This window comes from Arthrobacter sp. RCC_34, assembly GCF_041360795.1.
GTDB lineage: Bacteria > Actinomycetota > Actinomycetes > Actinomycetales > Micrococcaceae > Arthrobacter_E.
The window spans coordinates 215,164-239,984 of the sequence record NZ_JBFUPW010000004.1; the positions used below are offsets into that span (position 1 = coordinate 215,164).

General features: G+C 64.5%; 28 protein-coding genes, 1 tRNA gene and 1 other RNA gene. 22 read left to right on the forward strand and 8 right to left on the reverse strand.

From position 1 onward, the window contains the following. Positions 1–16 precede the first annotated feature (16 nt). The 17 genes from AB6732_RS15430 to AB6732_RS15510 all read left to right on the forward strand — a co-directional run bounded on the left by AB6732_RS15430 (position 17) and on the right by AB6732_RS15510 (position 14,756). Complete coding sequence (locus AB6732_RS15430) at positions 17–925, forward strand: major capsid protein (RefSeq protein ID WP_370960780.1); 909 nt, start codon at positions 17–19, stop codon at positions 923–925. Next, a complete protein-coding gene (locus tag AB6732_RS15435) occupies positions 922–1,173 on the forward strand; it encodes a hypothetical protein (RefSeq protein WP_370960781.1) in 252 nt (83 codons plus the stop codon). Before AB6732_RS15430 ends, AB6732_RS15435 begins: the two co-directional genes overlap by 4 nt. 12 nt (positions 1,174–1,185) lie before the next feature. Next, entirely contained in the window at positions 1,186–1,668 is a 483-nt protein-coding gene (locus AB6732_RS15440; RefSeq protein ID WP_370960782.1) for a hypothetical protein, read from the forward strand. Then, positions 1,665–2,003, forward strand: coding sequence for a hypothetical protein (locus AB6732_RS15445; protein WP_370960783.1), 339 nt, complete (start codon positions 1,665–1,667; stop codon positions 2,001–2,003). The genes AB6732_RS15440 and AB6732_RS15445 overlap by 4 nt, the downstream gene beginning before the upstream one ends. Then, a complete protein-coding gene (locus AB6732_RS15450; RefSeq protein WP_370960784.1) occupies positions 2,003–2,242 on the forward strand; it encodes a hypothetical protein in 240 nt (79 codons plus the stop codon). The genes AB6732_RS15445 and AB6732_RS15450 overlap by 1 nt, the downstream gene beginning before the upstream one ends. Beyond that, a complete protein-coding gene (locus AB6732_RS15455) occupies positions 2,235–2,660 on the forward strand; it encodes a hypothetical protein (RefSeq protein ID WP_370960785.1) in 426 nt (141 codons plus the stop codon). The genes AB6732_RS15450 and AB6732_RS15455 overlap by 8 nt, the downstream gene beginning before the upstream one ends. Positions 2,661–2,726: 66 nt before the next feature. Further along, complete coding sequence (locus AB6732_RS15460; protein WP_370960786.1) at positions 2,727–3,248, forward strand: hypothetical protein; 522 nt, start codon at positions 2,727–2,729, stop codon at positions 3,246–3,248. Between the two features lie 98 nt (positions 3,249–3,346). Further along, a complete protein-coding gene (locus AB6732_RS15465) occupies positions 3,347–3,700 on the forward strand; it encodes a hypothetical protein (protein WP_370960787.1) in 354 nt (117 codons plus the stop codon). A gap of 113 nt (positions 3,701–3,813) precedes the next feature. Next, positions 3,814–4,179: a DUF5361 domain-containing protein gene (locus AB6732_RS15470; RefSeq protein WP_370960788.1), complete on the forward strand. Its 366-nt coding sequence runs from the start codon at positions 3,814–3,816 to the stop codon at positions 4,177–4,179. A 48-nt stretch (positions 4,180–4,227) separates the two neighbouring features. Continuing rightward, positions 4,228–7,668 (forward strand): tape measure protein, encoded by a 3,441-nt coding sequence (locus tag AB6732_RS15475; RefSeq protein WP_370960789.1) that lies wholly within the window; start codon positions 4,228–4,230, stop codon positions 7,666–7,668. Further along, entirely contained in the window at positions 7,668–8,618 is a 951-nt protein-coding gene (locus tag AB6732_RS15480) for a hypothetical protein (RefSeq protein WP_370960790.1), read from the forward strand. Before AB6732_RS15475 ends, AB6732_RS15480 begins: the two co-directional genes overlap by 1 nt. Before the next feature lie 12 nt (positions 8,619–8,630). Continuing rightward, positions 8,631–9,749 carry a hypothetical protein gene (locus AB6732_RS15485; protein ID WP_370960791.1) on the forward strand — a complete coding sequence of 373 codons (1,119 nt, stop codon included), beginning with the start codon at positions 8,631–8,633 and terminating at the stop codon, positions 9,747–9,749. 360 nt (positions 9,750–10,109) lie between these two features. Next, positions 10,110–10,709, forward strand: a complete 600-nt coding sequence (locus AB6732_RS15490) for a hypothetical protein (RefSeq protein WP_370960792.1) — start codon at positions 10,110–10,112, stop codon at positions 10,707–10,709. A 55-nt stretch (positions 10,710–10,764) separates the two neighbouring features. After that, complete coding sequence (locus AB6732_RS15495) at positions 10,765–11,058, forward strand: hypothetical protein (protein WP_370960793.1); 294 nt, start codon at positions 10,765–10,767, stop codon at positions 11,056–11,058. A 744-nt stretch (positions 11,059–11,802) separates the two neighbouring features. After that, a complete protein-coding gene (locus tag AB6732_RS15500; RefSeq protein ID WP_370960794.1) occupies positions 11,803–12,630 on the forward strand; it encodes a hypothetical protein in 828 nt (275 codons plus the stop codon). Further along, positions 12,623–12,892, forward strand: coding sequence for a hypothetical protein (locus tag AB6732_RS15505; RefSeq protein WP_370960795.1), 270 nt, complete (start codon positions 12,623–12,625; stop codon positions 12,890–12,892). The genes AB6732_RS15500 and AB6732_RS15505 overlap by 8 nt, the downstream gene beginning before the upstream one ends. Further along, a complete protein-coding gene (locus tag AB6732_RS15510; protein ID WP_370960796.1) occupies positions 12,885–14,756 on the forward strand; it encodes a sialate O-acetylesterase in 1,872 nt (623 codons plus the stop codon). The genes AB6732_RS15505 and AB6732_RS15510 overlap by 8 nt, the downstream gene beginning before the upstream one ends. Positions 14,757–14,799: 43 nt before the next feature. Here AB6732_RS15510 and AB6732_RS15515 read toward each other — a convergent pair whose 3' ends face one another. From AB6732_RS15515 to AB6732_RS15540, 6 genes are all read right to left on the reverse strand, one after another. Then, positions 14,800–14,991, reverse strand: a complete 192-nt coding sequence (locus AB6732_RS15515; RefSeq protein ID WP_370960797.1) for a hypothetical protein — start codon at positions 14,989–14,991, stop codon at positions 14,800–14,802. Continuing rightward, a complete protein-coding gene (locus AB6732_RS15520) occupies positions 14,988–15,161 on the reverse strand; it encodes a hypothetical protein (RefSeq protein WP_370960798.1) in 174 nt (57 codons plus the stop codon). The genes AB6732_RS15515 and AB6732_RS15520 overlap by 4 nt, the downstream gene beginning before the upstream one ends. Before the next feature lie 294 nt (positions 15,162–15,455). Then, positions 15,456–15,995: a hypothetical protein gene (locus tag AB6732_RS15525; protein ID WP_370960799.1), complete on the reverse strand. Its 540-nt coding sequence runs from the start codon at positions 15,993–15,995 to the stop codon at positions 15,456–15,458. 83 nt (positions 15,996–16,078) lie between these two features. Then, positions 16,079–16,531 carry a TM2 domain-containing protein gene (locus AB6732_RS15530; RefSeq protein ID WP_370960800.1) on the reverse strand — a complete coding sequence of 151 codons (453 nt, stop codon included), beginning with the start codon at positions 16,529–16,531 and terminating at the stop codon, positions 16,079–16,081. 126 nt (positions 16,532–16,657) lie between these two features. Beyond that, positions 16,658–17,791, reverse strand: a complete 1,134-nt coding sequence (locus AB6732_RS15535; RefSeq protein WP_370960801.1) for a tyrosine-type recombinase/integrase — start codon at positions 17,789–17,791, stop codon at positions 16,658–16,660. Between the two features lie 120 nt (positions 17,792–17,911). Beyond that, a tRNA-Ser gene (locus AB6732_RS15540) sits at positions 17,912–17,999 on the reverse strand. A 119-nt stretch (positions 18,000–18,118) separates the two neighbouring features. Between AB6732_RS15540 and ffs the strand changes: the two genes are divergently transcribed. The 5 genes from ffs to AB6732_RS15565 all read left to right on the forward strand — a co-directional run bounded on the left by ffs (position 18,119) and on the right by AB6732_RS15565 (position 24,145). Next, an RNA gene (gene ffs, locus AB6732_RS15545) (signal recognition particle sRNA small type) lies at positions 18,119–18,215 on the forward strand. Positions 18,216–18,288: 73 nt separating this feature from the next. Continuing rightward, positions 18,289–21,201: a DNA polymerase III subunit gamma and tau gene (locus tag AB6732_RS15550; protein WP_370960802.1), complete on the forward strand. Its 2,913-nt coding sequence runs from the start codon at positions 18,289–18,291 to the stop codon at positions 21,199–21,201. Between the two features lie 117 nt (positions 21,202–21,318). Continuing rightward, positions 21,319–21,912, forward strand: coding sequence for a recombination mediator RecR (gene recR, locus AB6732_RS15555; RefSeq protein WP_066214750.1), 594 nt, complete (start codon positions 21,319–21,321; stop codon positions 21,910–21,912). Between the two features lie 94 nt (positions 21,913–22,006). After that, the gene (locus AB6732_RS15560; protein WP_370960803.1) at positions 22,007–22,615 is read left to right on the forward strand and encodes a GNAT family N-acetyltransferase; all 609 of its coding nucleotides are present in this window, start codon (positions 22,007–22,009) and stop codon (positions 22,613–22,615) included. A gap of 162 nt (positions 22,616–22,777) precedes the next feature. Beyond that, a complete protein-coding gene (locus AB6732_RS15565) occupies positions 22,778–24,145 on the forward strand; it encodes an aspartate kinase (RefSeq protein ID WP_370960804.1) in 1,368 nt (455 codons plus the stop codon). Positions 24,146–24,229: 84 nt separating this feature from the next. On the opposite strand, the gene AB6732_RS15570 is transcribed toward AB6732_RS15565, so the two are convergent. Together AB6732_RS15570 and AB6732_RS15575 are read right to left on the reverse strand one after the other, a co-directional pair. Beyond that, positions 24,230–24,448: a hypothetical protein gene (locus AB6732_RS15570; protein WP_278268096.1), complete on the reverse strand. Its 219-nt coding sequence runs from the start codon at positions 24,446–24,448 to the stop codon at positions 24,230–24,232. A gap of 117 nt (positions 24,449–24,565) precedes the next feature. Beyond that, complete coding sequence (locus AB6732_RS15575) at positions 24,566–24,790, reverse strand: hypothetical protein (RefSeq protein ID WP_066214742.1); 225 nt, start codon at positions 24,788–24,790, stop codon at positions 24,566–24,568. Between the last annotated feature and the right edge of the window lie 31 nt (positions 24,791–24,821).

The following is a 24,821-nucleotide window of genomic DNA, read 5'->3' on the forward strand; positions in this document are numbered from 1 at the left end:
GTAGAGAGGCAGCGAAATGGCTGTTTACACCTCTGACCTGTCCGGCATCCTCCCGGCGCAGATCCTCGACGGCATGGTGGAGAAGTCCAAGACCTCCGGCACCATCTCGGCACTGTCCACCCAGGAGCCGATGAAGTTCGGCGAAGTCACCGTCGTTTCCTTCGACCAGGACCCGGCTGCGGAGTTCGTGGAGGAAGGCGGCGCGAAGTCATCCGAGGACATCAAGCCGACCTCCGCCAAGGCGACCCCGCACAAGGCCGTCGTCACCTACCGCACCTCCGATGAGTTCCTGTGGGCCGACGAGGACTACCAGCTGGGCATCCTGGACAAGTTCGCGGAGAAGGGCTCTCGCGCCCTGTCCCGTGCCCTGGATCTCGGCGCGTACTTCCGCCTGAACCCCAAGACCGGAAACGCGATCACCTCCTGGACCAACTACCTGAACTCGACCACCAAGCGGGTCGAGATCGGCGCGGCGGGCCCCGAAGCTGAGCTGGAAGCCGCAACCGGCCTGGTGATCGCTGACGGCTTCGCCCCGACAGGCATCGCCCTCACTCGCGGCTACGCCCACTCCTTCACCACGGAACGCTACCCGGACGGCCGCAAGAAGTTCCCCGAGCTGGGCATGGGCCTGAACATCACCAACCTGGCCGGACTGCGCGCCTCCGTGTCCACGACCGTCCAGGGCAAGGCCCGCGACGCGGACACCACGGACAACAAGGTCCGCGCTATCGTGGGCGACTTCGATGAGGGCATCCGCTGGGGCATCCAGAAGGAAATCCCCTTCCAGGTCATCCCCTACGGCGACCCGGACAACACGGGCCGTGACCTCAAGGGCCACAACGAAGTCGCTCTCCGTATGGAGATCGTCTACGCCTGGTACGTCTACGCAGACCGTTTCGCGGTCATTGAGGACGTGACTCCGTGAGCGACCTGATCACGTTGGTTCACCGGACGCTGGGCGTTCGCGTGAACGTCAACGAAGAGCTGGTCTCCGGCCTCAGCTCCCAGTACGTCCCGGAAGCCGACTACGTCCCGCCTGCGACTTCGAAGCAGCCCACGCGTAAGACCGCCACCGTGCGGACGGCCAAGGCCAAGGAAGCCGCCAAGCCCGCCACCGAGGAATCCGAGGGACAGGGCGACGGCGGCGAGGGCGAGAAGTCCGAGGACGAGTAAGGAGGTCGGGCCATGGCTGAAGTGACACCGTTTCCGTTCGCCACGGTGGACGAGTTGAAGCAGCGGTGGCCCGACTTCCCGCTCGGTGCCGAGGAAGCGGCGACGGTGGCCCTTGAGGATGCGTCCCAGTTCATCTTGGACGTCTGCTCAGGGGCCGCCAACGCCAGCCCATCAACCCGCCGCCGGGTGGTGTGCGCCGTGGTTCGCCGCTCGATGGGCACCCCCGATGGCGGCGAAGGCATGGAATCCATGACCCAGGGAGCCGGGCCATTCCAGCAAACCTGGAAGGTCTCGAACCCCGACGGTAACTACTACCTGAACAAGCAGGAGAAGATCGCGCTCGGCTGCGGGAAGTCGAAGGCGTTCGGGGTGCAGATCGCATTCCGGCCGGACGGCATCCACCTCCCCTGGTGCAGTCTGAACTTCGGTGCAACGTACTGCTCCTGCGGGACCGACATCGCCGGGGAACCGATCTACGAGGGCGGGACACCATGAAGTTCCCCACCCCCTACACGGTCGGTCACCAGGAACGCATCGCGTCCGGCACGGACCCCATGGGCGACCCGCTCCCTGAGCACTGGGAGCCCCGCCCAGACCAGAAGGTCATGGGCTGGGCACCTCCCGGGCCGGACACGGAGATTCGCCCCACAGGCTCCGGCGTTGACCGCGATCTGGACCTCTACAGCCCCACCGGGTTCACGAAGCCCCAGGACAAAGTCATCATCGACGGCGTCGAGTTCTTCGCTGTCGGCTGGCCCGAGGACTACAACCACGGGCCCTGGCGATGGGCTCCGGGGTACAGGATCAACCTCAAGCGAGTGGAGGGCTGATGGCCGCCAGAGTGAAGCTCAACAACAGGGGGTTCCGGGAACTCCGAAACGATCCCGCCGTGGTCGCATTCCTCGAGTACGAGGCTGAGCGAATCATCGACAACGCCGGCCCCGGGTTCGAAAGGGACACCCACACTGGCGGAAGCCGTGCCCGTGTGGCGATCTTCCCGAACAGCGCCGAAGGCTACCGGGCCGAGGCGAAGTACGGCGCGCTGTCGAAGGCGGTGGGCGGTGGCTAACCAAGCGGTCCTGTTCGGCAATGCCCTGGCAGCGGCCCGGCTATGGCTGGTCGGGAAGATCCCTGGGCTCACCATTGTCGGCACTGAGCCGAATCCTCGTCCGGACCAGTTCGTTCTCATCAGCGACGCTGGCGGCCGCCAATACTCGCCGATCCACGAGGCGGCATTCCTCATGGTCGATACGTGGGGGCCGACGAAGAACGTTGCCAAGGCCAAGGCGCAGCTCGTCCGGGCGCACCTGTCATCCCTGTACAACGACACCATCACCGTCCCGGCCAGTACCGATTCCCCAGCAATGGACGTCGTCATCTACCGGGCCACCCCCATGGGCGGGCTCGTGGATCTCCCCGACCCGGACGCCAAGATCCCGCGCTACCGGCAGAACTTCGAACTCCTCGTTCGCGGCACGCCGATCTAACCCAACCCAAACCTTGCAAGCCCTGCCACCCGGCGGGGCTTTTTTCATGCCCCCAGGAGGGACAACATGGCACTCACTGCCGCAAACGTGCGCGTCGCCGTCACCGGTTCGTGCAACATCGCCCCGCTCGGAACCACACTGCCTGTCGATGCGACCACGGCCCTTGCCGCCGCATTCAAGGATGTCGGGTACGTGTCGGAGGACGGCGTTACCCAGTCCATCAGCACCGACCAGTCCGACATCAAGGCATGGCAGAACGGTGATGTGGTCCGGAAGATCCAGACCAGCCACGAAGTCACGTATCAGTTCACCATGATCGAGACAAACGGCGAGACGGCACAGATTTACTACGCAGATCCGGATGCCACGGACACCGAGGTCAAGATCACCGCCGCTCAGACAAGCCACAACGTGTGGGCCATCGAGATCAAGGACGGCACTGAGGTCAGCCGCATCGTGCTCCCTGACGCACAGGTCACCGAGCGCGGGGACATGGTCTTCAAGACGGACGAAGCTGTCGGCTACGACATCACCCTGACCGCCTACCCGGACGCCACCGGAACGAAGGCCTACATCTACTCGGCCTGATCCAAGCCCCTGTGGGGCGCGTGTTGCGGGACCGCGCCCCACAGGTCACCACCAGTCCCGCACCATCCCGTTCTGTTCTCTGCCCGCAGGAGGCACACATGTCTGAAATCAAGATCACCGACGAAACCACAACGATCCCGGAAGGGGCGAAGAAGCCCCAGGACCGCAAGCCAAAGGTCGACAAGGATGGCTCCCGAACCATCACCATTCGTGGCCTGACGGTCACCGTGCCGCTCGAGGTCATGGATGACTTCGAGCTTCTCGATGATCTGAACTCCATGGACAACGACGAACCCCAGGCACTCCCCAGCATCCTCCGCCGTGTCCTCGGCAGGGAGCACTTCAAGGAGGCCATGAAGATCCTCCGCGACCCGGAGACGGGCCGTGTTTCGATCACAGACGGCGCGGAGTTCGTGGGCGAACTCTTCAAGGCCCTGGACCCAAACTCCTAACGCTCGCCGCTCTCAATCGAGAGTATGGCGGGCAGCTACGCGCCGACTTCCGGCGCTACTACCAACTCCGGCTCAACCACACCGGCCGCGTCAATGGGTACGGGCTTTGGGAGGTGGCCGAGTTCGCAGTTCACCTGCCCGAGGACTCTGCGACCAAACGGGCCATCGGCGATGGGTGGACAGGTCTTGAGCAGCTCACCGCGCTCATCGCGGACCGCCTCGCTGTCCTGGCCTGGCAGAAGACCTCAGACGGTCACAAGGGCAAACGCCCTCCCAAACCGATCCCACGTCCCGGATTCGAGGACAACACCAGGAAGACGTTCAAGGGCAGGCCGATGTCGTTGGAGGCTTTCAAGAAGTGGGACGCGAAACGGCGATCCCCAGCCCCCCCGCCCGGGAAGGTCGCGCACACCACGAAGGCCGGCGTGTTCAAGTTCGTCACCGTACGACAAGCCGCCTATTACAACCGAAACCGCTAGCCCCTGCACCTTCACGGTGTGGGGGCTAGCCGCATTCCAGGAGGCCCCATGGGATCTGAACTGGCGACCGCCTACGCGAACCTCGTTATCTCCACCGGGGGCCAGGGGCAGCGGGTCATCCGGGAACTCGGCGGCGCTGGTAGCGCCGCTGGCGCTGCGGCAGGCAAGGGGTTTGCCGGGAGCTTCCTGGCTGGCGGGGCCATCGCCGGTATCGCGGCATCCGTCACGTCCTCACTGACGGGGGCATTCGGCGGGTTCATCAAGGAGGCCGCTGAGGCGAGCGACGCGACCGACAAGTTCAAGGCCACCATGAACTTCGCCGGCCTCAAGACCGACGCAATCGACAAGGCAGCAGCGGCGGCCAAGAAGTACGCGGACGAAACCGTGTTCGACCTCCCCACAATCCAGAACACCATCGCCCAGCTCGCCTCTAACGGCATCAAGGACTACACCGGCCTGACCAAGGCCGCGGGCAACCTCAACGCCGTCGCAGGTGGAAATGCCGAGTCGTTCAAGTCCGTAGCGATGGTCATGACACAGACCGCTGGTTCCGGGAAGCTCACCACCGAGAACTGGAACCAGCTCACTGACGCAGTGGCCGGCGCGGCGGGTCCGCTGATGAAGTCCATGAAGGACGCCGGGGCCTACACCGGGAACTTCCGCGACGCCATGGAAAAGGGCGAGATCACCGCCGAAGAGTTCAACGCGGCGATCCTCAAGCTAGGAAACCAGCCCGTCGCCGTCGAGGCGGCCAAGTCCACCAAGACCTTCGAAGGTGCCATCGGCAACCTCCAAGCCACGATCAACTCGGGCCTCATGTCGGCATTGAACGCCATGAAGCCCGCTCTTACCGGGGCAATCAACGGGCTGACGTCCGGACTCGGCGGCGCATTCGATGCGGTCGGGAAGGCCGCGACCGGCCTGGGGCAGAAAGCTGCGCCAGCTCTGAACGAGATCAAGGGCGGAGTAACCGCCATGATCGCCGCCTACAAAGACGGCGGATCGGATGTCACCAGTTCCGGTTTCGCCGGGGTGCTTGAGCGCGTCGGCCTGATAGCCCGCGAAGGCGTGGGCTCGGTGAAGGCGTTCTTCGCCGCATTCGCAGCAGGCGGAGATGACGTCACCTCATCCGGGTTCGCCGGTTTCATGGAACAGCTCGGACTCAACATGCGAAAGGTGTTCGACGCCATCGGCCCGGCCATCGCACCGCTGATGCCGGTCATCGGGCAACTCGCCGCCCAGGCGTTGCAGCTCGTTTCGTCATTCAGCCCGCTCGGTCTGATCTTCCAGGCCCTCGGCCCTGTACTGCCGCAGATCGTAACCCTTCTGGGCCAGCTCGCAGGTTCGGCGCTGGGTGCCCTCGCAGCGGTCATGCCCTCGGTGACGGCGATGGCGGGACAGCTCGTCGCGATCCTGTCGGGCGCGTTCGTTCAGCTCATGCCGGTGGTATCCACAATCATCACCGCCCTCGGCCAGGCATTCACCACCCTGGCCCCTGTCATCGGCCAGGTCGTGGCTGCAGTCGCTCCGCTCGTGTCCTCCCTAGTGGGGATGCTGGTGCCGATCATCACCCAGCTCGTTTCCTCGGTCCTTCCCCCGGTGGTGTCGATCTTCAGCGCCATCGTCGGAGCCATCGGGCCAGTAGTGAACATCCTGCTCGCCGTCCTGGTGCCCGCGATCCAAGCGCTTATGCCGGTGGTTACGACAGTCTTCGGCGTGATCGCAAACGTCATCACTTCGGTCATGCAGATCATCCAGGGCGTGATCCAGGTCGTGACCGGCGTCATTTCCGGTAACTGGTCCCAGGTGTGGGAAGGCATCAAAAACGTCTTCGGCGGCATCTGGAACGCCATTGGCTCGATCATTACGGGTGCGATCAACATCGTTCGTTCCATCATCGGTGCTGGCCTGTCGTTCATCAGCTCACTCTGGAACTCCGCTTGGAACGGTATCAAGTCGTTCTTCTCTGGCCTGTGGTCGAGCCTGACGGGCGCAATCTCATCCGGAATCAACAATGTCGTCTCGTTCTTCCAAGGTCTTCCAGGGCGGATCCTTGGTGCTGTGGCAGGGCTCACGAACTCACTAGTTCAGGTCGGCCGCGACATGATCCAGGGCCTCATCAACGGCATCGGCGGAATGGTGCAAAACGCCGTCAACGCTGTAATGGATGTTGGCGGGAAGATGCTCTCCGGGGTCAAAGGTCTCCTTGGTATCCACTCGCCATCCCGTGAGTTCGCGAAGATCGGCACGTACATCATCCAGGGCCTGACCTCGGGCGTGAAGAAGACCGCGCCCCAGGCAACGGCAGCCATCAACGCCGTGGCTAAGAAGGTTACCGACTCCGCTACGAAACACTTTACGAAGGCAGACCAGCTCCGCAAGGCTGCCTCGTCTCTGATGAGCCGCGCCGCTCAGGTGTCGGGGGCGAAGGCCCCGACTCTGGGGAATGACGCGAAGGCCAACGCGAAGAAGATGACCGCCTACTACGCTGCGATCTCGAAGCGGAATAAGCGCGTCTCTGACCTGGTCGCTCAGGGCAGGCAGAAGCTTGCCGAGGCAACCCGGGAAACATCCCTGGGGCGGACGCTAGATGCTACGTCGCGGATGATCAGCGCCAGCAATAAGCAGATCTCCAAACTCACCACCCAGCGTGCCAGCATCGCATCCCGCCTGAAGACGGCGCAGAAGAGCCTTTCGGACGCGGTCAAGACACGGGACAAGGCGGCCAGTGACGCGGCCGAGAAGTTCCGGGACGAGTTCGACTTGGGCAATCTGGCTGGGCGAGATGCAAATGGCATTCTCCTTGCAGTGAAGAGAACGGTCTCGAACGTCGCGGCTTTCAAAGGCCAGCTCGACAAGCTCCGCTCATTGGGTCTGGACGCTAGCCTCATGGCGCAGATAGGTGACCTTGGCAGTGAGAAGGGCGGAGCATTTGCGAAGGCGCTGATCGCGGGCGGCAAGGGTGTTGTCTCACAGCTCAATGGGCAGTGGAAGCAGCTTGGATCCGTCTCACAGTCTGCAGGCATGTCCCTGGCGAATGGGATGTACGGGGCCGGGATCGCGGCTCAGCAAGGCCTTGTCAAGGGCCTGTCCGGGAATCTCAAGGCCATCGACGCGGCGGTCAAGAAGATCACGGACCGGATGACCTCGCAGGTGAAAAAGAACCTCGGGATCCACAGCCCATCCAGGGTCTTCCGGTATGAGGTTGGGCGGCAGGTTCCGGCTGGCCTCGCCTTGGGCGTCCGTGACGGCATGGGTCTTGTGACTGGCGCTGTCGATGCCCTGGTGCAGATCCCGAGGGCAATCGCCTCGCAACCCTACGTGCCGGCATCTTTCGTCCCTGCTGTGCCCGGCAGCTTCGCTGGGCAGGGCAGTGGGGGCTTCACCGTGAACGGTGACGTCTACGGAGCTACACCTGTGCAGATCGTTGATGAAGTCGAGCGTCGAAAGCGGCGGGCCAACGCGCTCGCCGGGATTGGGAGGGTCTAGTGGCAGGGATTGTTTATGGCATCCCCTATTCCCCGCCAGCTCCCCCAGTGAAAGCGTTCACGGGTGTCGCGCTGACATGGACGGGTTGGGACGGTTCCATGTGGGACCTGACCGACCCGTCCGCTGGGGTGTTCCTTCGGAATGAGAGCGTGGAGGGTCTAGGCGCTCCGGAATGGCAGATATGGACCAAGACATCACCCGCTGTGTCCGGCCAGCATTACCGTGGTTCAGTGGTGCAGGCGAGACGGGTGTTCTGGCCGCTGTTCATCTACCACGATGATTCGTCCATGGACTGGGTCAGGCGCGACCAGGCTCTGTGGCGGACCATGGACCCCGACAAGCCCGGGATCTGGAAAGCTACCCTGCCGGACGGTTCCTCTCGCGAGCTTTCGTGCAGGTTCGAATCCGTCCAGGACGACGGCTACAGCATCGACCCAGTACGTCAGGGGTGGGCCGTGTACGGGATCGCGCTCACTGCTGATAAGCCGTTCTGGCTTGGCAAGACGATCTCTCGGACATGGCAGAACCGTGTGCCGAAGGACTTCTTCAACGCACCTGGCAAGGCAACCCCATACAACATCAGCTCAGGGTCAACCATGGCTTCCGCTTCGATCCCGAACACCGGAGACGAACCGGCCTGGCCTGTCTGGGTGATCGCAGGCCCATCGACGGTCGCTTCCGTTGGAGTCGGGGATACGGCCGTCCCGGTCCCGTTCACAATCCCTGAGGGCAAAGCAATCCTCCTGGATACAGACCCAACCGAACAGATCGCTCTGTACGGCGACTGGGACGGTGAAACGCTCAGGAACCCTGTGGACCGAACCATCGATCTGGGGAGTGCGTCGTTTGCCCCCATCCCAGCGGGACAGTCAGTTCCGTTGAACATCAGCATGACCGGTGCCGGTTCCATCAGGGCCGAGATTCGCCCAAGGTATCGCAGGGCATGGTGAAGGAGGCCGAGTATGTCAGAAAGCCCCTTCCATATCGACATCGTCAGCAAGGACTTTCGGTGGGCTGGGGTTCTCGGCGACGCTCTCGAGCTTCGCGCGAGCCCCGCCCACTGCGCTCAACCGACGGCGAAAATTTTGGTCTCGAACCGGTCTAAGAAGCTCGGCCTCCTCATGGAAGAAGGGACCAGGTTGGAGATCACTCTCCACGGGAAGCACTTCATGGGTGGGCCACTGAGGGAGGCGACCGGGAAGGGACCGGCCAGTAACGGAACAATCGAGTTCACCTTGGTAGACGACTACAGGATGCTTTCAACGTTCACCGGGTGGCCGGTCCCAACAGCGAACCTTGACAACCAGACCAACGAGTACCACATCGTTACTGGACCTGCCGAGACCGTCCTGAAGACCATCGTCACGGCGAACGCTAACCGCCTCGGCCTACCAATCACGTGCTCGCCAAGCCTCGGACGTGGGACAACCATCACGGCGACGATGCGGTTTCACACCATCGAAGAGCGTCTCATCCCGGCCATCGACGCTGCAGGCCTAGGCGTCACGGTCAGGCGGGTCGGTCCGGGGTTCGTGGTGGACTGCTACCAACCAAGCACCTACCCACACACACTCACCGAAGCATCCGGAGTGCTCGCGTCATGGGAGTGGCAAAGGGCTGCGCCGGAAGCAACTGACGTGATTGTCGGAGGATCCGGCGAGGGAGTCGGAAGGGTCTTCAAGCACTTCTCGGCGACCGATGGGCGGCAGGCCTTGTGGAACGAACGCATTGAAGTGTTCCGTGATGCCAGCGACTCCGACGATGTCGAAGACGTATACAGCACCCGCGCAGTGGAGACCTTCACCGAAACAGCGCAGAAAACCGGGCTGAAACTAGGGCTCTCTGAAACAAAGAACTTCCGGTACGGGGACACGGTCAGAGTCGGAGACCGGGTAACCGCAGAGATCGGGCCAGGACTCGCCGTCACCGACATTCTCAGGCAAGCCGACATCAGCTTCACCCGCGAAGACGGCCTTGTTGCTGAGCCACAGGCCGGCGAGTTCATGTCCGCAGACACCGCCGTAGCAAAGGCCTTGAAAAAAGCCATCCGCGCAGGAAACAACCTAGAGAGGAGCCGATAAATGGCCCCCATCATCTCAGTTGGCTATGACGGAACAGTAGATGAGGTCCAATGGGCTTCTCTTGCTCCCCGTGTTGGCCGAGGCCGGTACGGTGTCGTTGGCCCGGGCGACTGGAAAGTAACCCCGCATCCATCGACAGCGCAAGCAGTAAATGTTGCTGGAGGAACTGGGTGGGGTCATGGCGTCCTCGACTCGGCCACGGAAATCCAAACAGTCCAGTGTGACTCGATCAGTTCAGGAACTCGTTGGGACATGGTCACCATGCGCCGTGATTGGACTCCCCCGAACGGGGCAACAGCAGCAGGCCGCGTCACTGGCAGTTCGACTAAGCAGATCCCACCCCGCAACGCCACTCCCGGCGTGAGTGATGACCAGCCTCTCGCCCTGGTCCAGTGGACTGCTGGGCAAACTCAACCCACGCAGATCATCGACCTTCGCACATGGGCTGGTCCTGGCGGGATCATCGCGAAGGACGAACTTGCCCTTACATTTCTTGACGACATCGCAACCAAGGTGAGCATCAGCAACACCACATGGCAGAGGGTGCTTGGGCAGAACGATGTTCCTGCATGGTCCCCAAGTGGCAAAGAGTTCCCGATTGCCATGACTGTTGTTAGTGCTGGTCGAACCTTCTGGACCGTAACAGGCTCGGTAACCGTCGCCTATGAAGGGCCCGCTGAGCGGGTCGACGTGGATGTCCAGATCATCCGCGGATACAGCAACGCGACTATCCCCTACGATCCAGCAACAGAACTTGGGGCGCTCCTACCCGAGGATGTCCGAAAGACCGGCGCGCGAGCGAGAATCCTTAACGTCCGTTTCACTGGTGCCGGATCAACAGTGGAGTGCGCTGCCATCGTCTCTGTGGGGTCCGGGGCACTATCACTCCGTGGCGAGAACGCGGGCACTGATATCCGCGTTGGACACGAAGCAACCCTGTCATTCAGCTACACGAGGTGACCGCATGAGCGAGCCCTTCGATGTCCCAAACGATCAGAGCAGGGGGTAGGCGCGTGTGGAACCAGAAGGCATCAGCGGCCTCGTCACAGCCCTCGTGGGAGCCCTCACCGCTGGCGGCGGGGCGGTGGCGTTCTTCGTCAACCGAGCCGACAAGAAGCGTGAAGCTGGGGAGGGACAAGTGATTGCCACACTGCGCGAGCGCGTCAGCGAACTCAAAGCCGAAGTCCAGAGCCTCCTACGCAAAATCCACAGGATGCGCCGCGCCGGGGACAAGTGGCGCGAGCAACTGATCGAAAACGATATCAAGCCTGATCCCGGAGAGTGGCCGGAGGACCCTGATGAGCAGTGAGTTTGAGTTCGAACAGGACCTTGCCCGGCAGGAAAAGGAGTTGCGCCGCAGGAACCGTGTGATGAGGTGGCGTAACACCGGCTTCGTACTCGCTGCCATGGTGTGCGCGATCCTCGCCACAGTCGCGGTCCAACTCGCCGACGAGAACAAAAGGCTGGCCGCCACATCGGAGCGTTACGCCGCAACCCAGGAGGCTTCGAAGAAGTCACTGGCGGAGGAGTTCGCCGCCGCCTGCCAGGGGGACGACTTCGCGAAGTCCCCAGCCGGAAGGAACGTCTGCGCCAAAGCTGCTGACGTGGCCGCCGACCCGGGGCCGCAGCCAACAGTACGCAACGGTATCGATGGCAGGGACGGCCGCGACGGGCAAGACGGCAAAAACGGTCCTCCGGGCCCGGACGGAAAACCAGGAACCACTGGCGCGGGAGGCCCCCCAGGCATTCCAGGAACAGCAGGTGCACAGGGGGCCAAGGGAGATGCGGGCGCGCAAGGCCCGCAGGGCCTCCCCGGGGAGAAGGGAGCCGACGGCAGCCAAGGCCCGAAGGGTGATACAGGCGCTCAGGGTCCGAAGGGCGACCTCGGGCCGCAAGGCCCAGCAGGTCAAGCGCCATCGTCGATCACGCTCACTCAGGACGGGACAACCTACACGTGCACTCCGCAACCGCCCGGGTCCACGACCTACACGTGCACAGCATCCACCCCGAGCCCGTCCCCGTGACGGGCTCAACTCATATCTGAGGAGCAGTCATGCCGAACATGGCCGTCGCCTACCAGCGCCCAAACAGATCCCTCACGACTCTGCGCGATGAGGTCTACGAGCGGTACGACTACACCCCGGCCCGAGCGAGCGAGTTCGTGACCGGGTACAAGTCGCCGACCAACTTCACGGGCCACAACGCCGACGCCAACGGGATCGTTCACGCCATCGACATCTTCACCGATGGCAACGGGAACCTCCCCGAAGCGCAGGGGCGCGAGCTTGCAGAGCAGCTACGTGCCATCGGGCGCGCCACCGGCCGGTTCTCCTACCTCATCCACGACATGTCTCCGGGCTCGCCAGACCCCCGAATCGCAGGGGCATTCTCCGACTGGGAATGGCAGCCCTACACGGGCGAGTCACCTCACTCCGATCACATCCACGTCTCCACCGTGGACCTCTACTGGGGCGACCCAGCCAACTTCCCCGCCGACGTCTACGACAGCACCGAACCGTGGGGCATCGCAGGAATCACCAACTCTGGCGGCGCAGTCCGCCCCATCATCCCCAAGGAGGATGACATGCCGTACCGCGACTGGCCCCAGGCCGACAAGGACGCGTTCCTGAAAGACATGTACGAAGCCGTCTGGTTCGGTCGCCCCGGCGCGAAGCTTGTACAGAACCGACGCCTTGGCCGAGGCGAGTGGCCCGAGACCATCATCGGATCCTCAGAGGGACGAATCCAGCGCGAGATCCTGCCGCCCGCACTGGCCGGAGTGAAAGCGACCATCGACCCCAAGGCACTCGCAGCTTCCATCCCCAAGGAGATCGCGGCACAGGTGGCCGCCGAGCTGGGAAAGAGGATCAACAATGGCTGACCACCGCGCAGCAACCCAGACCCGCTACCCGTGGCGGGCAGTCGCCCGAACTGCCCTCGCCGTCGGGCTCCCACTCATCGCAGGTGCACCGCTGATCTACCAGGCAGCCACCCTCCACGACCCGGCAGCAGCAACAGGCCTCGCCGCCGCCGTCCTCGGAATCGCCGGAGCAATCACCCGCGTCATGGCACTCCCACTCGTCAACGAGTTCCTCACCAAGATCGGCCTCGGAGCCGAACCCAAGGAGACCCCGCATGACTGACAACGTCTTCTCCGGGATCCTTGTCGCGGACCCCTACACCTTCAGCAGGGCGGCGAACAGCGCCGTCACCGTGTACGACTCGCTCGACGCGAACAACACGACTCCCCTGGCGCTACAGGACCTGAACGGGCTCGCTCTGCCTAACCCGCTGACGTCCTCTCCTGATGCGTTCCTCCCCGATTTCCGGACCACGAGTGCAAACATCAAGCTTGTCTCAGCGAACGGTCTCACGATCAGTGCCTCATCGATCCAGGCCATCATTGGTCAGGCAAACGATGCTGCGGATTCTGCCGCTGCTGCTCAGCAGGAAGCTATCGTTTCTGCCGCAACTGATCCGATCTCTGGGATGATTCGGTTCACGAAACGATCCGGCGATACCCTGGATGCCGGGATCGTGAAGGGCGCAAAGGGAGACCAGGGCGTTCCTGGCCTTCCTGGGGTGAACGCCGTTGCCAACGACACGGCCACCGCGGCGCAGGTGCGCAGCGCCGGGACTCAGACGGACGCGGCGCTGCGCGAGCGGTACGTGGGCCGCACCATCCACGTGGTGGTCATCGCCGGCCAGTCGAACGCGGTCGGCCGCGGCGTCGTCCTGAACGCCGCGCTGACGGACCCGCCGAACTCCAACATCTACCAGTTCGGGTCCAAGGTCCAGACGCTCCGAGTCGCATCCGAGCCGCTGGATCACCACGATCCATCGACAGGCTTCGGCCCGGGCCTGCAGATCGCACGGAACATGATCGCCGACATTCCGCAGGATGACTACATTGTCCTTGTCCCGACCGCGCACGGTGGAACCCCGCTCTCGTCCAACGCAGCACTCGCCTGGCGCTGGGGAGTCACAGGGAACCTAACATCCCTCGCGATTTCGCAGACAGACGCAGCAATCGCGGCAGCACAAAACCAGTGGCCCGGCGCGACCGTTAGAGTTGACGGAATCTTCTGGGTCCAAGGCGAGCAGGACGGGTTCAACAACGTCACCGCTGACGCCTACCAGACGGACCTCGAAGCCCTCATCAACGGGCTACGCGCCAAGTACGGTTCCACTGTCCCGTTCGTCATGGGTCAGATGCTTCGGGCCTACTTCACAACGGGCACGACGGCGCAGATCAACTGGGCACACACAAGGGTCGCAACAAAGCTCCCAAGGATCGGGTTCGCTCTCAGCCCGACCGAACAGAACGGCGACAACGTCCACTACTCTGCGGCTGGTCAGCGCAAGCTTGGAGCTGCAATGTACGCGGAGTGGGTCAGAGCGAAAGCCGGTAAGGCCCCAACCGTTGTCGTTGAACCGCCGCCTGGGACGGTCCTTGTGACCGATGACTTCGAACGCGCGGATGGCCCGGTTGGTTCCACTCCAGCGGGCCAGGCATGGCTTGGCCAGCCTCTCAACGCTGGGGTCCTCATCCAGGCGAAGGTCATATCCGGAAATATCGGACACGACTCTGCTTCTGGCGCTTGGTCCTACTGGACGGTTGATACAGGCTCGCCAAACTACACGGTGACGACTCGCGTTGGGAACCAGGCCAGTTCCCGAGTGTCGATCTTCCTGCTCAAGTACGTGGACCCGTCCAACTGGGTTGCCCTGTATTTGACGCAGGGGGCCACCAACAAGTACCGAATCACTGGGTTGGCCGGCGGGGTGACAACGTCCGTTGTGGACTCCACAGTCAACCAGGCCAGCGGCGACCTCCTCAAGGCCAAAGTGTCCGGGGACACCATTACAGTGTGGGCGGGAGCCGCAGGAGACGTTCTTGTTGGGACCTACACGATGGTTGGTGTTGTTCCCCAGGGAACTCGCGTTGGGTTCGGTTTCCATCCCACCTCAGCCAACACTTGGGCTGACATCACCGCCACCGCATGAAAAAGCGCCCCCACCCGTGAAGGGTGGGGGCGCTTTTCGTGTTTCATCGACGGCCGTCGCGGATCTGGTAGATCCTCGGCGGGGTGAGTCCGGTCAGCTTCGCAATCTGCGGAGCCGTAGCACCACCGGTCATGGCCTCACGGACAGCTACAGAGAACGCCTCTTCGGCCTTCTGTAGGTCCGCCCGTGCCGCCTCACGATCCGCGAACGTCGCCGCGACCTTGTCCAGGTTCATCGCGCCGACCTCGCAGCGTTCACGACCGCAACCGCCGATGCAACCAGCCACACGGCACCGATCACCGCGAACACCACGGGCAGCTTCGCCGCCCCGACACTCGCGCAGATCGCGATCACCACACCAGCAGCGGCCGAAGCCTGCACGGCCTTGCTCTTCAGAATGTTCATCTCATCCCCGTAGAATTGGTGACCCGGGAACCGGGCTACTTACCTTAGCCCGGTTCCCTTCGTTCTATCGCTTTCGGTGCTTCCCGTTTCCCTTGCGGGGCCAGTCGATCAGGAGTCTGATGATCTGGACGATGAGCGCTCCGGCTGCGATTGCTGCGGTCACTATCTCTATCGGTTCCTCCTTTCTTGTTCCGATGAAATAACTATAGCATCGCTATAGCCACCTGGCAAGTAGCCAAACGAAAACCGCCCCATCCTCAGACAAGGATGGGGCGGCAAACCAGGCTTCAGACACTACAGGCTAGCCGCAGCATCCTTGTAGGCCTTTACCTGAGAAGGAGTCAGCTTCCCGGACACGCGAACGAGTGATGTTCCAGTGGTGTAGTCGTACTCAGCAAGCATCCCGATCCCCTTGGTCACATCCTTGATGTACTTTGCACGGGCATCGCGGTCCTCCGCCGTTTCGAAAGTCTCGACGACCGCACCCCCATCAACGCCAGTCTCGCCAGCCTTACCACGGCTGTCCGTGATCCAAGCTGCAGACGAATACTGACCAGGGCGTCCAATCATGTTGTTCACATCATTCTCTTCGGTCAAGGTCGTGACCTTGGTGATCTGAGGAACCTTCATCTTGAGCGCAGTTGCGATCTCGGTTGCCGTCTTCAGGACAGGCTTCGGGGTAGTCGACAGAGTGGGCGTGGATGCCGACGAGGAAGACGCAGGTCCTGCAGCAACCGGGGCGCTCGTGGAGGCGTTACCACTTCCACCGGATGAGCAGGAAGCGACAAGTGCGGCAATAGCCAAAGCACCAACAGGCGCAAGGAACTTCTTCATGGAACCCCAATTCGGATGTGAGTGATGATGGAATCATAGCCACTGCTTGGTGCGCTAACTGCACCACAGGGTGAAGGGCAAGCTTAGGCAACCTCCGCCATAGGTGCCAGGCTGCTCACATGCTGTTCCTGAAGAGAAAAGGCAGGCCTGTCAGGCACACCAGGAGTCTTTGCCCCACCGCCAAACCCATTCACAGCCCCACCGACCACACCGGCAAGGACAACAACCACGGAGATGACGATCGCAACGATCTTGTGGCGCGCATAACCTTCTAGCTTCATGCCCTGCTTGTCGGTTTGCTCGTTCGCCAGGACAAGGAAAAGGTCAATCAGGGTCCATACCCCGAACCCGCCCAGGGTTACGAGCTTGATGAAGCCAGTTCCTATCTTGCCGAGATAGAACCTGTCAGCTCCGAAGCTGCCCAGCATCAGGGACAGCACCCACGTAATCAGGAAGGACTTTCGCCCGACCGCGTTGGCCTGGTTTGCCGCCGCACCGTGAGCACGCGGCGGCTGGGTATGTGGTTGTTGCATCATGGTCCTTCAGATTGCGAGTGATGTCAGCTGGTGTTCCCATACCAGCCGTCATAGAGCCCTACCTTACGGCCCCGGAGGCTCTATTGACGACAGGCCGTGGTGGGGGTGTCGACACAATTCCGCGCACTAACTTTCGAGGGCCTGCTGTGCGATCTCCGCTGCCCGGAAGTGCGCGTCTGGGATGAGGTGGCTGTACCGGTCGATGGTGGTTTGGATGGACTCGTGACCCAGGCGGCGCGACAGTTCGTAAATGTTCATCCCGCCCGCCAGCATCAATGACGCGTGCGTGTGCCGCATGTCGTGGATGCGTGGCCGTTCAGCCTTCGGATAGTGGAGCGAGTCGAGCGCCTCATCCCAGAACTGCCAGAACGTCGAGTGCCGGATCGGCCCATCGTAAGACGTCCTGAACACGTGCGCCCCTGGAGGTGTCGATTCGATGAGAGCCCGAACGTCTTTGACGAATGATGGCGGCAGACTCACAGATCGGCGCGACTTCCTGGTCTTTGGCGGGCCGAGATAGAACCGGTCGTTCGCGTCACGCTTCCAAGCCCGCTCGATCCTGACCGTTGGGGTCGGGGCATCGAGGTCAAAGTCGTCCGGGAACAGCGCCGTCACCTCACCGAACCGCGCCCCAGTAGCGCGAAGGCACGCAACGAACACCCGATAGCGTTCACGATGCGCCATGACAACGGACAGAGACTCGGCCGCCGTCATCACCCGCATCTTCTCAGCCGTCGACTGATCCTTCGGCAGCTTAATCCCCTTGCACGGATTGTCTGCGCGGAGTCTTAGCCGAACGGCTGTCTCCATCGACGCTGACAGAAGGCCGTGGTGGTTCGCGATGGTCTTGGCTGACAGGGGCTTCCCTTTGTAGGTCGCTGACTGCATGAACTTGACCCAAAGGACGACGTCCTCGTGGTCGGCGGATGCCACGGGGATCTTGCCTATCCGGCCGCCGAAGTACCTGTCGATGGCGCGTCCATACCTCTTGAGTTGGTCGGGGCCGGCACTGGTCAGCAGCTCCACATGGCGGCGTAGGTTCTCCTGCACTGTGGGTCCTGCCGTGCTGGTCTTGGCGAGCATTGATTTGGCGGCCTGGAAGGACTGGCCGTTCGCGTCGAGGAGGCGGACGTTCAGTTCCGCTCGGGCCTTGTCGTCCTTGATGCTGAGCGTCGATTCGGTCCGCTCTCCGGGCTCCCGCCAGGTGACAACGTAGGTGATGCCGCCGTCCTTGCGTCGGCGTTCTCTGATCCATGCCATCGTCTTAGTCCTTAGTTGGTGGTTAGTTAGTCATTGTTTCACGACGCGTCAGCCACAACAAGGAAAAAGTCAGCACAACAGAAAAACGGCCCCGGAAACCTTGAGTTTCCGGGGCCGTCTTGGCGGAGAATGGGGGATTTGAACCCCCGAGGGCGTTAACCCAACACGCGTTCCAGGCGTGCGCCATAGGCCGCTAGGCGAATTCTCCATTGCCCTAAGGGCAGGTATCAGCTTAGCGGACCTCTGGCGGGAGCGCCAAATCAAGGGCCGCCCGCCGCCTCGCGCCAGCTCGATTTCCCCGTCCGGCTCCCTGCCGCTAAGCTGGTGTGCGACTCCTCGCGTGGCGTCATCCTGCCGAACTCCCCCAGGACCGGAAGGTAGCAAGGGTAAGTGGGCTCTGGCGGGTGCGCGAGGAGTCTTCTACGTTAACGGCCCGGCCCGTCCGGAGCTGCGGAACGACGGCTTCTCCTGTCAGCCTCGATTGATAGGGTTTCCCTGTGACCCAAGCCAGCGCTCTCTACCGCAGATACCGCCCCGACACCTTCGCGGACGTGATCGGTCAGGAGCATGTCACGGTCCCCCTGATGACGGCTCTGAAGAAGAACCGTGTCAATCACGCCTACCTGTTCTCCGGCCCCCGCGGCTGCGGCAAGACCACCTCGGCCCGCATCCTGGCGCGTTGCCTGAACTGCGAGCAGGGCCCCACCGACACCCCGTGCGGCGTCTGCCCCAGCTGTGTGGAACTCGCCCGTGGCGGAGCCGGTTCGCTGGACGTCATCGAGATCGACGCGGCCAGCCACGGTGGCGTCGACGACGCACGTGATCTGCGCGAACGCGCCACCTTCGCCCCGGCCCGCGACCGCTACAAGATCTTCATCATCGATGAGGCCCACATGGTCACGTCGGCAGGCTTCAACGCCCTGCTGAAGATCGTGGAGGAGCCGCCGGAGCACATCAAGTTCATCTTCGCCACCACGGAGCCGGACAAGGTGATCGGCACCATCCGCTCGCGGACCCACCACTATCCCTTCCGCCTGGTCCCTCCGGAGCCGCTGCTGGCGTACCTGGAGCAGCTCTGCGAGCAGGAGAACGTCCCGGTGGCCCCGGGCGTGCTCTCGCTCGTGATCCGCGCGGGCGGCGGGTCCGTGCGTGACTCTCTTTCCGTGCTGGACCAGCTCATGGCCGGTGCCGGCCCGCAGGGTCTCGACTACGAGCTGGCCGTCTCCCTCCTGGGCTACACCCACGCCTCGCTCCTGGATGACGTGGTGGACGCTGTCGCCGCCCATGACTCCGCCACGGTGTTCCGCGCCGTGGACCGGGTTCTCCAGACCGGCCACGATCCGCGCCGTTTCGTCGAGGATCTCCTGGAGCGGTTCCGGGATCTGATCATCGTGCAGGCCATGCCGGACAGCGCCGCCACCATCCTGCGCGGGATGCCCCAGGACCAGATCGCCCGGATGCGCCAGCAAGCCCTCACGCTCGGTCCCGCCGAGCTGTCGCGGTCGGCGGACGTCACGAACGCCGCGCTCTCCGAGATGACCGGCGCCACCTCGCCGCGCCTGCACCTCGAACTGCTCTGCGCCCGCCTGATGCTCCCGGCGTCGGACAGCACCGAGCGCGGCGCTGCCGCCCGACTGGATGCCCTGGAACGCCGCCTCGCCCTGGGCGGGGCTCCGGCCCAAGCGCAAGCCCCCGCCCAGGCACCGACTCCGGCCGCGCAGCCTGCCGCGCCCGCCCCGGTGAATGTGCCTGCGGCTGCCCGGAACGACGACGCCGGGGCCTCCTCCCCGCGGACCGTCACCGCCCCTGCCACCGCCCCTGTGGTCGAGCCGGCGCGTGGCGCGGAGACCACGAATGCCCCGGACCTCCCGGTGCGGGAGGCGTCCACACCGCCGGCCCGCGAACGGCCCGCCGAGGCCGTGCCCGAGCCCGCCCCGGCTGCGCCACCCATCACGGAACCGGCGCCCCGCCCGCGCGAGGCGGCCGCGCCGTCGTCGGCCGGGATGCCTGCCGCGTCCGCTCAGACACCTCCCCCGGCCACTCAGCAGCAGCCCGCGGCCCAGAGTGCGGGCGACGTCGAGGCACTGCGCCGGGCGTGGCCGCAGATCCTGGACCGGCTGGGCAAGATCAAGCGCAGCACCTGGGCGCTCGTGGCCCCCAACGCCACCGTGGCGCGCCTGGACGGGGACGCCGTGATCCTGTCGTTCTCCACGAACGGGCTCGCCGGGGCCTTCGGCCGCGGCGACCACAAGACGCACCTTCAGACAGCGGTGAAGGACGTCCTGGGCCTCGACTGCCGTGTCGAAGCAGTCGCCGGAGACGCGGCGGCGCCCCCGCCGTCGTTCCAGACGGCCCCGCCGAGTGCCCCGGAAGAACCGGCGGCGCCATCACCCGCAGCCGCCCCCGCCTCCGCGGAGGAACCTCCGGGCTGGGGCGACAGCCCAAAAGCACCGGCTAGCCAGGAGAGCATCCCCCCGGCTAGCGGCCCCGGCAGGACAGCGCCTCAGCGGGAGGTTCCCTCGGGGGATTTCCACCCGCTGGATCAGCCTCGCGACGAGGACGAGCCGCCGCTGGATGATGAACCGCCGTACGACGACGGCCCCTCCGATCGGGGGTGGCCATCGGCTCCCGGCGCACCGTCGGTTCCGGCAGCGTCGGCACGCCAGGCGGCGCGCTCCACGACCCGGCCCACGGCCTCGTCCGCGCCTGCGGCGGTCGAACCCGAGCCGGTGGAACCCGCGACAGACCCGGCAGGATCGGCCGGCTCATCCGCCGCACTCCAGGACGACCCCTGGTCTCGGGCCCGTGAGGTCTCCCCCGGCCGCTGGACAGTCGGGACCGAGAGCAATGTGAGCACCGGGAACGGCGGTTCCGCCGCATCCACGGCCATCCCCGGGCAAGGCTTCCAGGACCCCGAGTTCGAGGACGAGGATCTTGCCGACGAGGACCTGTCCGGATCCGGCCCGATGCCGGCAGCCGCTGCGGCTCCTGCCGGTGACCCCTGGGGACTGCCCGCCGAACCGGCGAACACCCCTGAGAGGACGGACGCTCCAAGGCCAGCCGTCGCACCGGCGCCGCGGCCTATGCCGGGGTCCATGGAAGTACCCGCGCCCGGAGCCTCCGGCCCCGGACCTGACCACGATTCGCGCGACGGCAGCCAGAGTCTCTACCAGCGGCTCTCCAACAGCCCCCAGGCGCAGCGGGCCCGTGAGGAAGCCCGCCGGGCCGCCCCCACGCAGGTCCAGAACGCGGACGGCAGCGTGGCGGGCTACGCCGTGGACGAGATCAGCGCCGATGATGAGACCATCGAAGAATCAAGCACGTTCGGTCGGGCGGCCGTGGAACGTCTGCTGGACGGGACCCTCATCGAGGAGACCACCCTGGACGGCACCCCCATCATCCGCCGCTGACCGTGGTTTCCGAGCTGTCGCCCACATCGGCCGCAGCAAGCACAGGCCGTCATGACAACCGGCCCGCACCAAGAACCGACCCGTAGCAAGAGCTGAACCGCAGGAAAAGAGGACGCCGTGTACGAGGGCGCTGTTCAAGAGCTGATCGACGAGCTCGGACGCCTGCCGGGGATCGGCCCCAAGTCCGCGCAGCGGCTTGCCTTCCACATCCTCGAGGCGGACGCGGAGGACATGCGCAAGCTGTCCGAGGCGATCACCGCGGTGAAGACGAGGGTGAAGTTCTGCACGATCTGCGGCAACGTCTCCGAGCAGGACACGTGCAGCATCTGCCGCGACCCCCGCCGGGACGCCAGCATCATCTGCGTCGTGGAGGAGTCCAAGGACGTCATGGCCGTGGAGCGGACCCGGAGTTTCCGGGGCCGGTACCACGTGCTCGGCGGCGCGATCAGCCCGATCGACGGCATCGGGCCGGAGAAGCTGCGCGTGCGGGAACTGCTCACCCGGCTCTCCGATGACACGGTCCAGGAGATCATCATCGCCACCGACCCCAATGTGGAAGGCGAAGCCACGGCGACGTACCTCATCCGCACCCTGAAGCCCATCGGGGTCAACGTCAGCCGCCTGGCTTCCGGCCTGCCGGTCGGCGGCGATCTGGAATACGCGGACGAGGCCACCCTCGGCCGGGCCTTCGCCGGACGCCTCGCGGTCTGAGTCCACCGCACGGGGCCCCTGCACTGAACCCGCCACCGCCCCCGGCCGAGCCTCGCGACGCATCGCCGGCCGACGTCCGTACTAGATTGGCCTCATGGTCATCTCCGGGTCCCGCCTGGGCGTTCAGCCCACACCACCGATCGCCCCCATCACCACGGACCGGCTGGTGCTCCGCCCCACCGAGTCATCCGACGCCCCGGCCCTGGAGAGGATCCGCGGCAGCGAGGAGACCACGCGGTACCTCTCCCATGAGGCGCTGGACCCCACGCAGGTGCGCGAGCGGATCGCCTCCGATCAGGCACGAGCAGCCGCCTCCACCCCGACGGTCTTCCGGCACGCGTGGGCCATCCAGCTGCGCGGCTCCGGCCAGGTGATTGGCGAAGCGAGCACCTGGACCACCCGGAATCCGCCGGAACCCGAACACCTCGAACCCGGCCAGGCGGCTCTCGGCTACGTGCTGGATCCGGCCTTCCACCGTCGGGGTTACGGCCGCGAAGCCGCGCTGGCGCTCGTCGACTGGCTCTTCACCCAGCGGGACATCAGGACCGCGTTCGCCGGGGTCTTCGAACCCAACCTCGCGTCCCAGTCGCTCCTGAAGAGCCTCGGCTTCACCCCCGACCGCTGGTTCACCGCGGAGCAGGACCAGAGCGGGAAGGGACTGCCGTCCATCCGCTTCCGCCTCGACCGCCCGGAGCCGGTCTGATCCCGGTCCAGCATGTGAGTCACATTTTCCGCACTGCGAGACGACGGCGATAAAATGGCTGCACGCGGCCTGTGCCTTGCTCCGGCCGCACGTCACGGACGCAGAGGTCCGCCACCCCCAGAACCTGGCGCCGCCCGGCGCCCGACCAGTAAGGGTCCATGCATGAGTCTGCCCACCAGTGAGCTGCCCGCAGCGGAACTGACCACCGAGCCCGGGGCCGTCACGCCCGCCACCGGAACCACCAAGCAGCTCATCGTCCAGAAGTTCGGTGGTTCCTCCGTCGCTGACGCCGACGGCATCAAGCGCGTGGCCGCCCGTGTGGCGGCCGCCCGGAACGCGGGCAACGACGTCGTCGTGGTGGTCTCCGCGATGGGCGACACCACCGATGAGCTGCTGGACCTCGCCGCGCAGGTCACGGACGGCGCCCCGGCCCGTGAGATGGACATGCTCCTCTCGGCCGGCGAGCGCATCTCCATGGCCCTGCTCTCCATGGCCATCAACAAGCAGGGCGCGGTGGCGCAGTCCTTCACGGGCTCGCAGGCGGGCATGCTCACGGACGCCATCCACGGCAAGGCCCGCATCATCGACGTCGACCCGCACCGGGTCCGCACCGCCCTGGACAAGGGCCACATCGCGATCGTCGCCGGGTTCCAGGGCATGAGCCAGGACACGAAGGAGGTCACGACGCTCGGCCGCGGCGGCTCGGACACCACGGCTGTCGCACTCGCCGCTGCGCTCGACGCCGACGTCTGCGAGATCTACACGGACGTGGACGGCGTCTTCACGGCCGACCCGCGCGTGGTCGGCTCCGCCCAGAAGATCGCCACGATCTCGAGCGAGGAGATGCTGGAGCTCGCCGCATCCGGCGCGAAGATCCTGCACCTGCGCTGCGTCGAGTACGCCCGGCGCTTCGGCGTGCCGCTGCACGTCCGCTCATCCTTCAGCCAGCACGAGGGCACCTGGGTCCTGCCCAGCCCCGATGACAAGATCACCATCAAAGAGGGAGTTGCCTTGGAGCAGCCAATCATCTCCGGCGTCGCACACGACCGTTCCGAAGCCAAGGTCACCGTGGTGGGCGTGCCGGACATCCCCGGCAAGGCCGCCGCGATCTTCCAGGTCATCGCCAAGGCGCACTCGAACATCGACATGATCGTGCAGAACGTGTCCACCAAGGGCACCGGCCACACGGACATCTCCTTCACCCTGCCGATCGTCGAGGGCGCCGACGCGCTCGAGGCACTCCGCGCGGCCCAGCCGGAGATCGGTTTCGAGAGCATCGACTACAACGCGGAGATCGGCAAGCTGTCGCTCATCGGCGCCGGCATGCGCTCCCACCCGGGCGTCTCGGCCACGTTCTTCAAGGCCCTCTCCGACGCCGGGATCAACATCGACATGATCTCCACCTCGGAGATCCGCATCTCCGTGGTCACCCGCGCTGACCTGCTGGATGACGCTGTGCGCGCGATCCACAAGGCGTTCGAACTGGACGGCGACGCCACCGCCACCGTGTACGGCGGCACCGGCCGCTGACGGCGGAGGCACCGGCTTCACCACGCAGACGACGACGGCGGGGAACCGCCGTCGTCGTCTGCGTTAAGTGCCTGCCGCCTCGCCTCAGCGGTGGGGCTCCTGCGGGCCGGGCTTGCGCGTCGCGTAATGATGGCCCTGCGAATCCGTCTCGATCTCGAAATGGCTGAGATCCTCTTCCGAAGCCTTCTCGAAATCGTCATGCCGGTGGACCACCGGCGCTGCCGCATCCCCTCGGGCCGCCGGGCCGAACAGCTTCGCGGCGTTCTCCGTCAGGTGCATGAACTTCTCGGTCATCGTGGTCATGCCGGCCACCTCCCTGCTCGCGCCGGGCGGCCTCTCCACCTGGAGCGCTTAGGACGATTTTAAGTCCGCGACGCGGGAAAAGAGCCGGTGATCGGGAAATCCCCGGGCCGCGGATGCTCAGCGGAGGGAGTGGTCGTCCGGGTTCCTGGAGACCACGTAGGTGCTGCCGTCCGGCCGGGTCATCGTCTCCCACTGGAGGGTCTCGGCCTGACGCTGGGCCAGGAGGACCTTGTTCTCCTCGGTCATCTCGTGGTCCAGCGCGCTGCGGTTCGCCGGCCCGAAGACCGCCCGGAATTTTCCGGTGGCCCGCATGAAGCGCTGGGTGAAGGTCTGGTCGCTCATCTCTCTCCCTCGGTTCAGGGCATCCTCGACT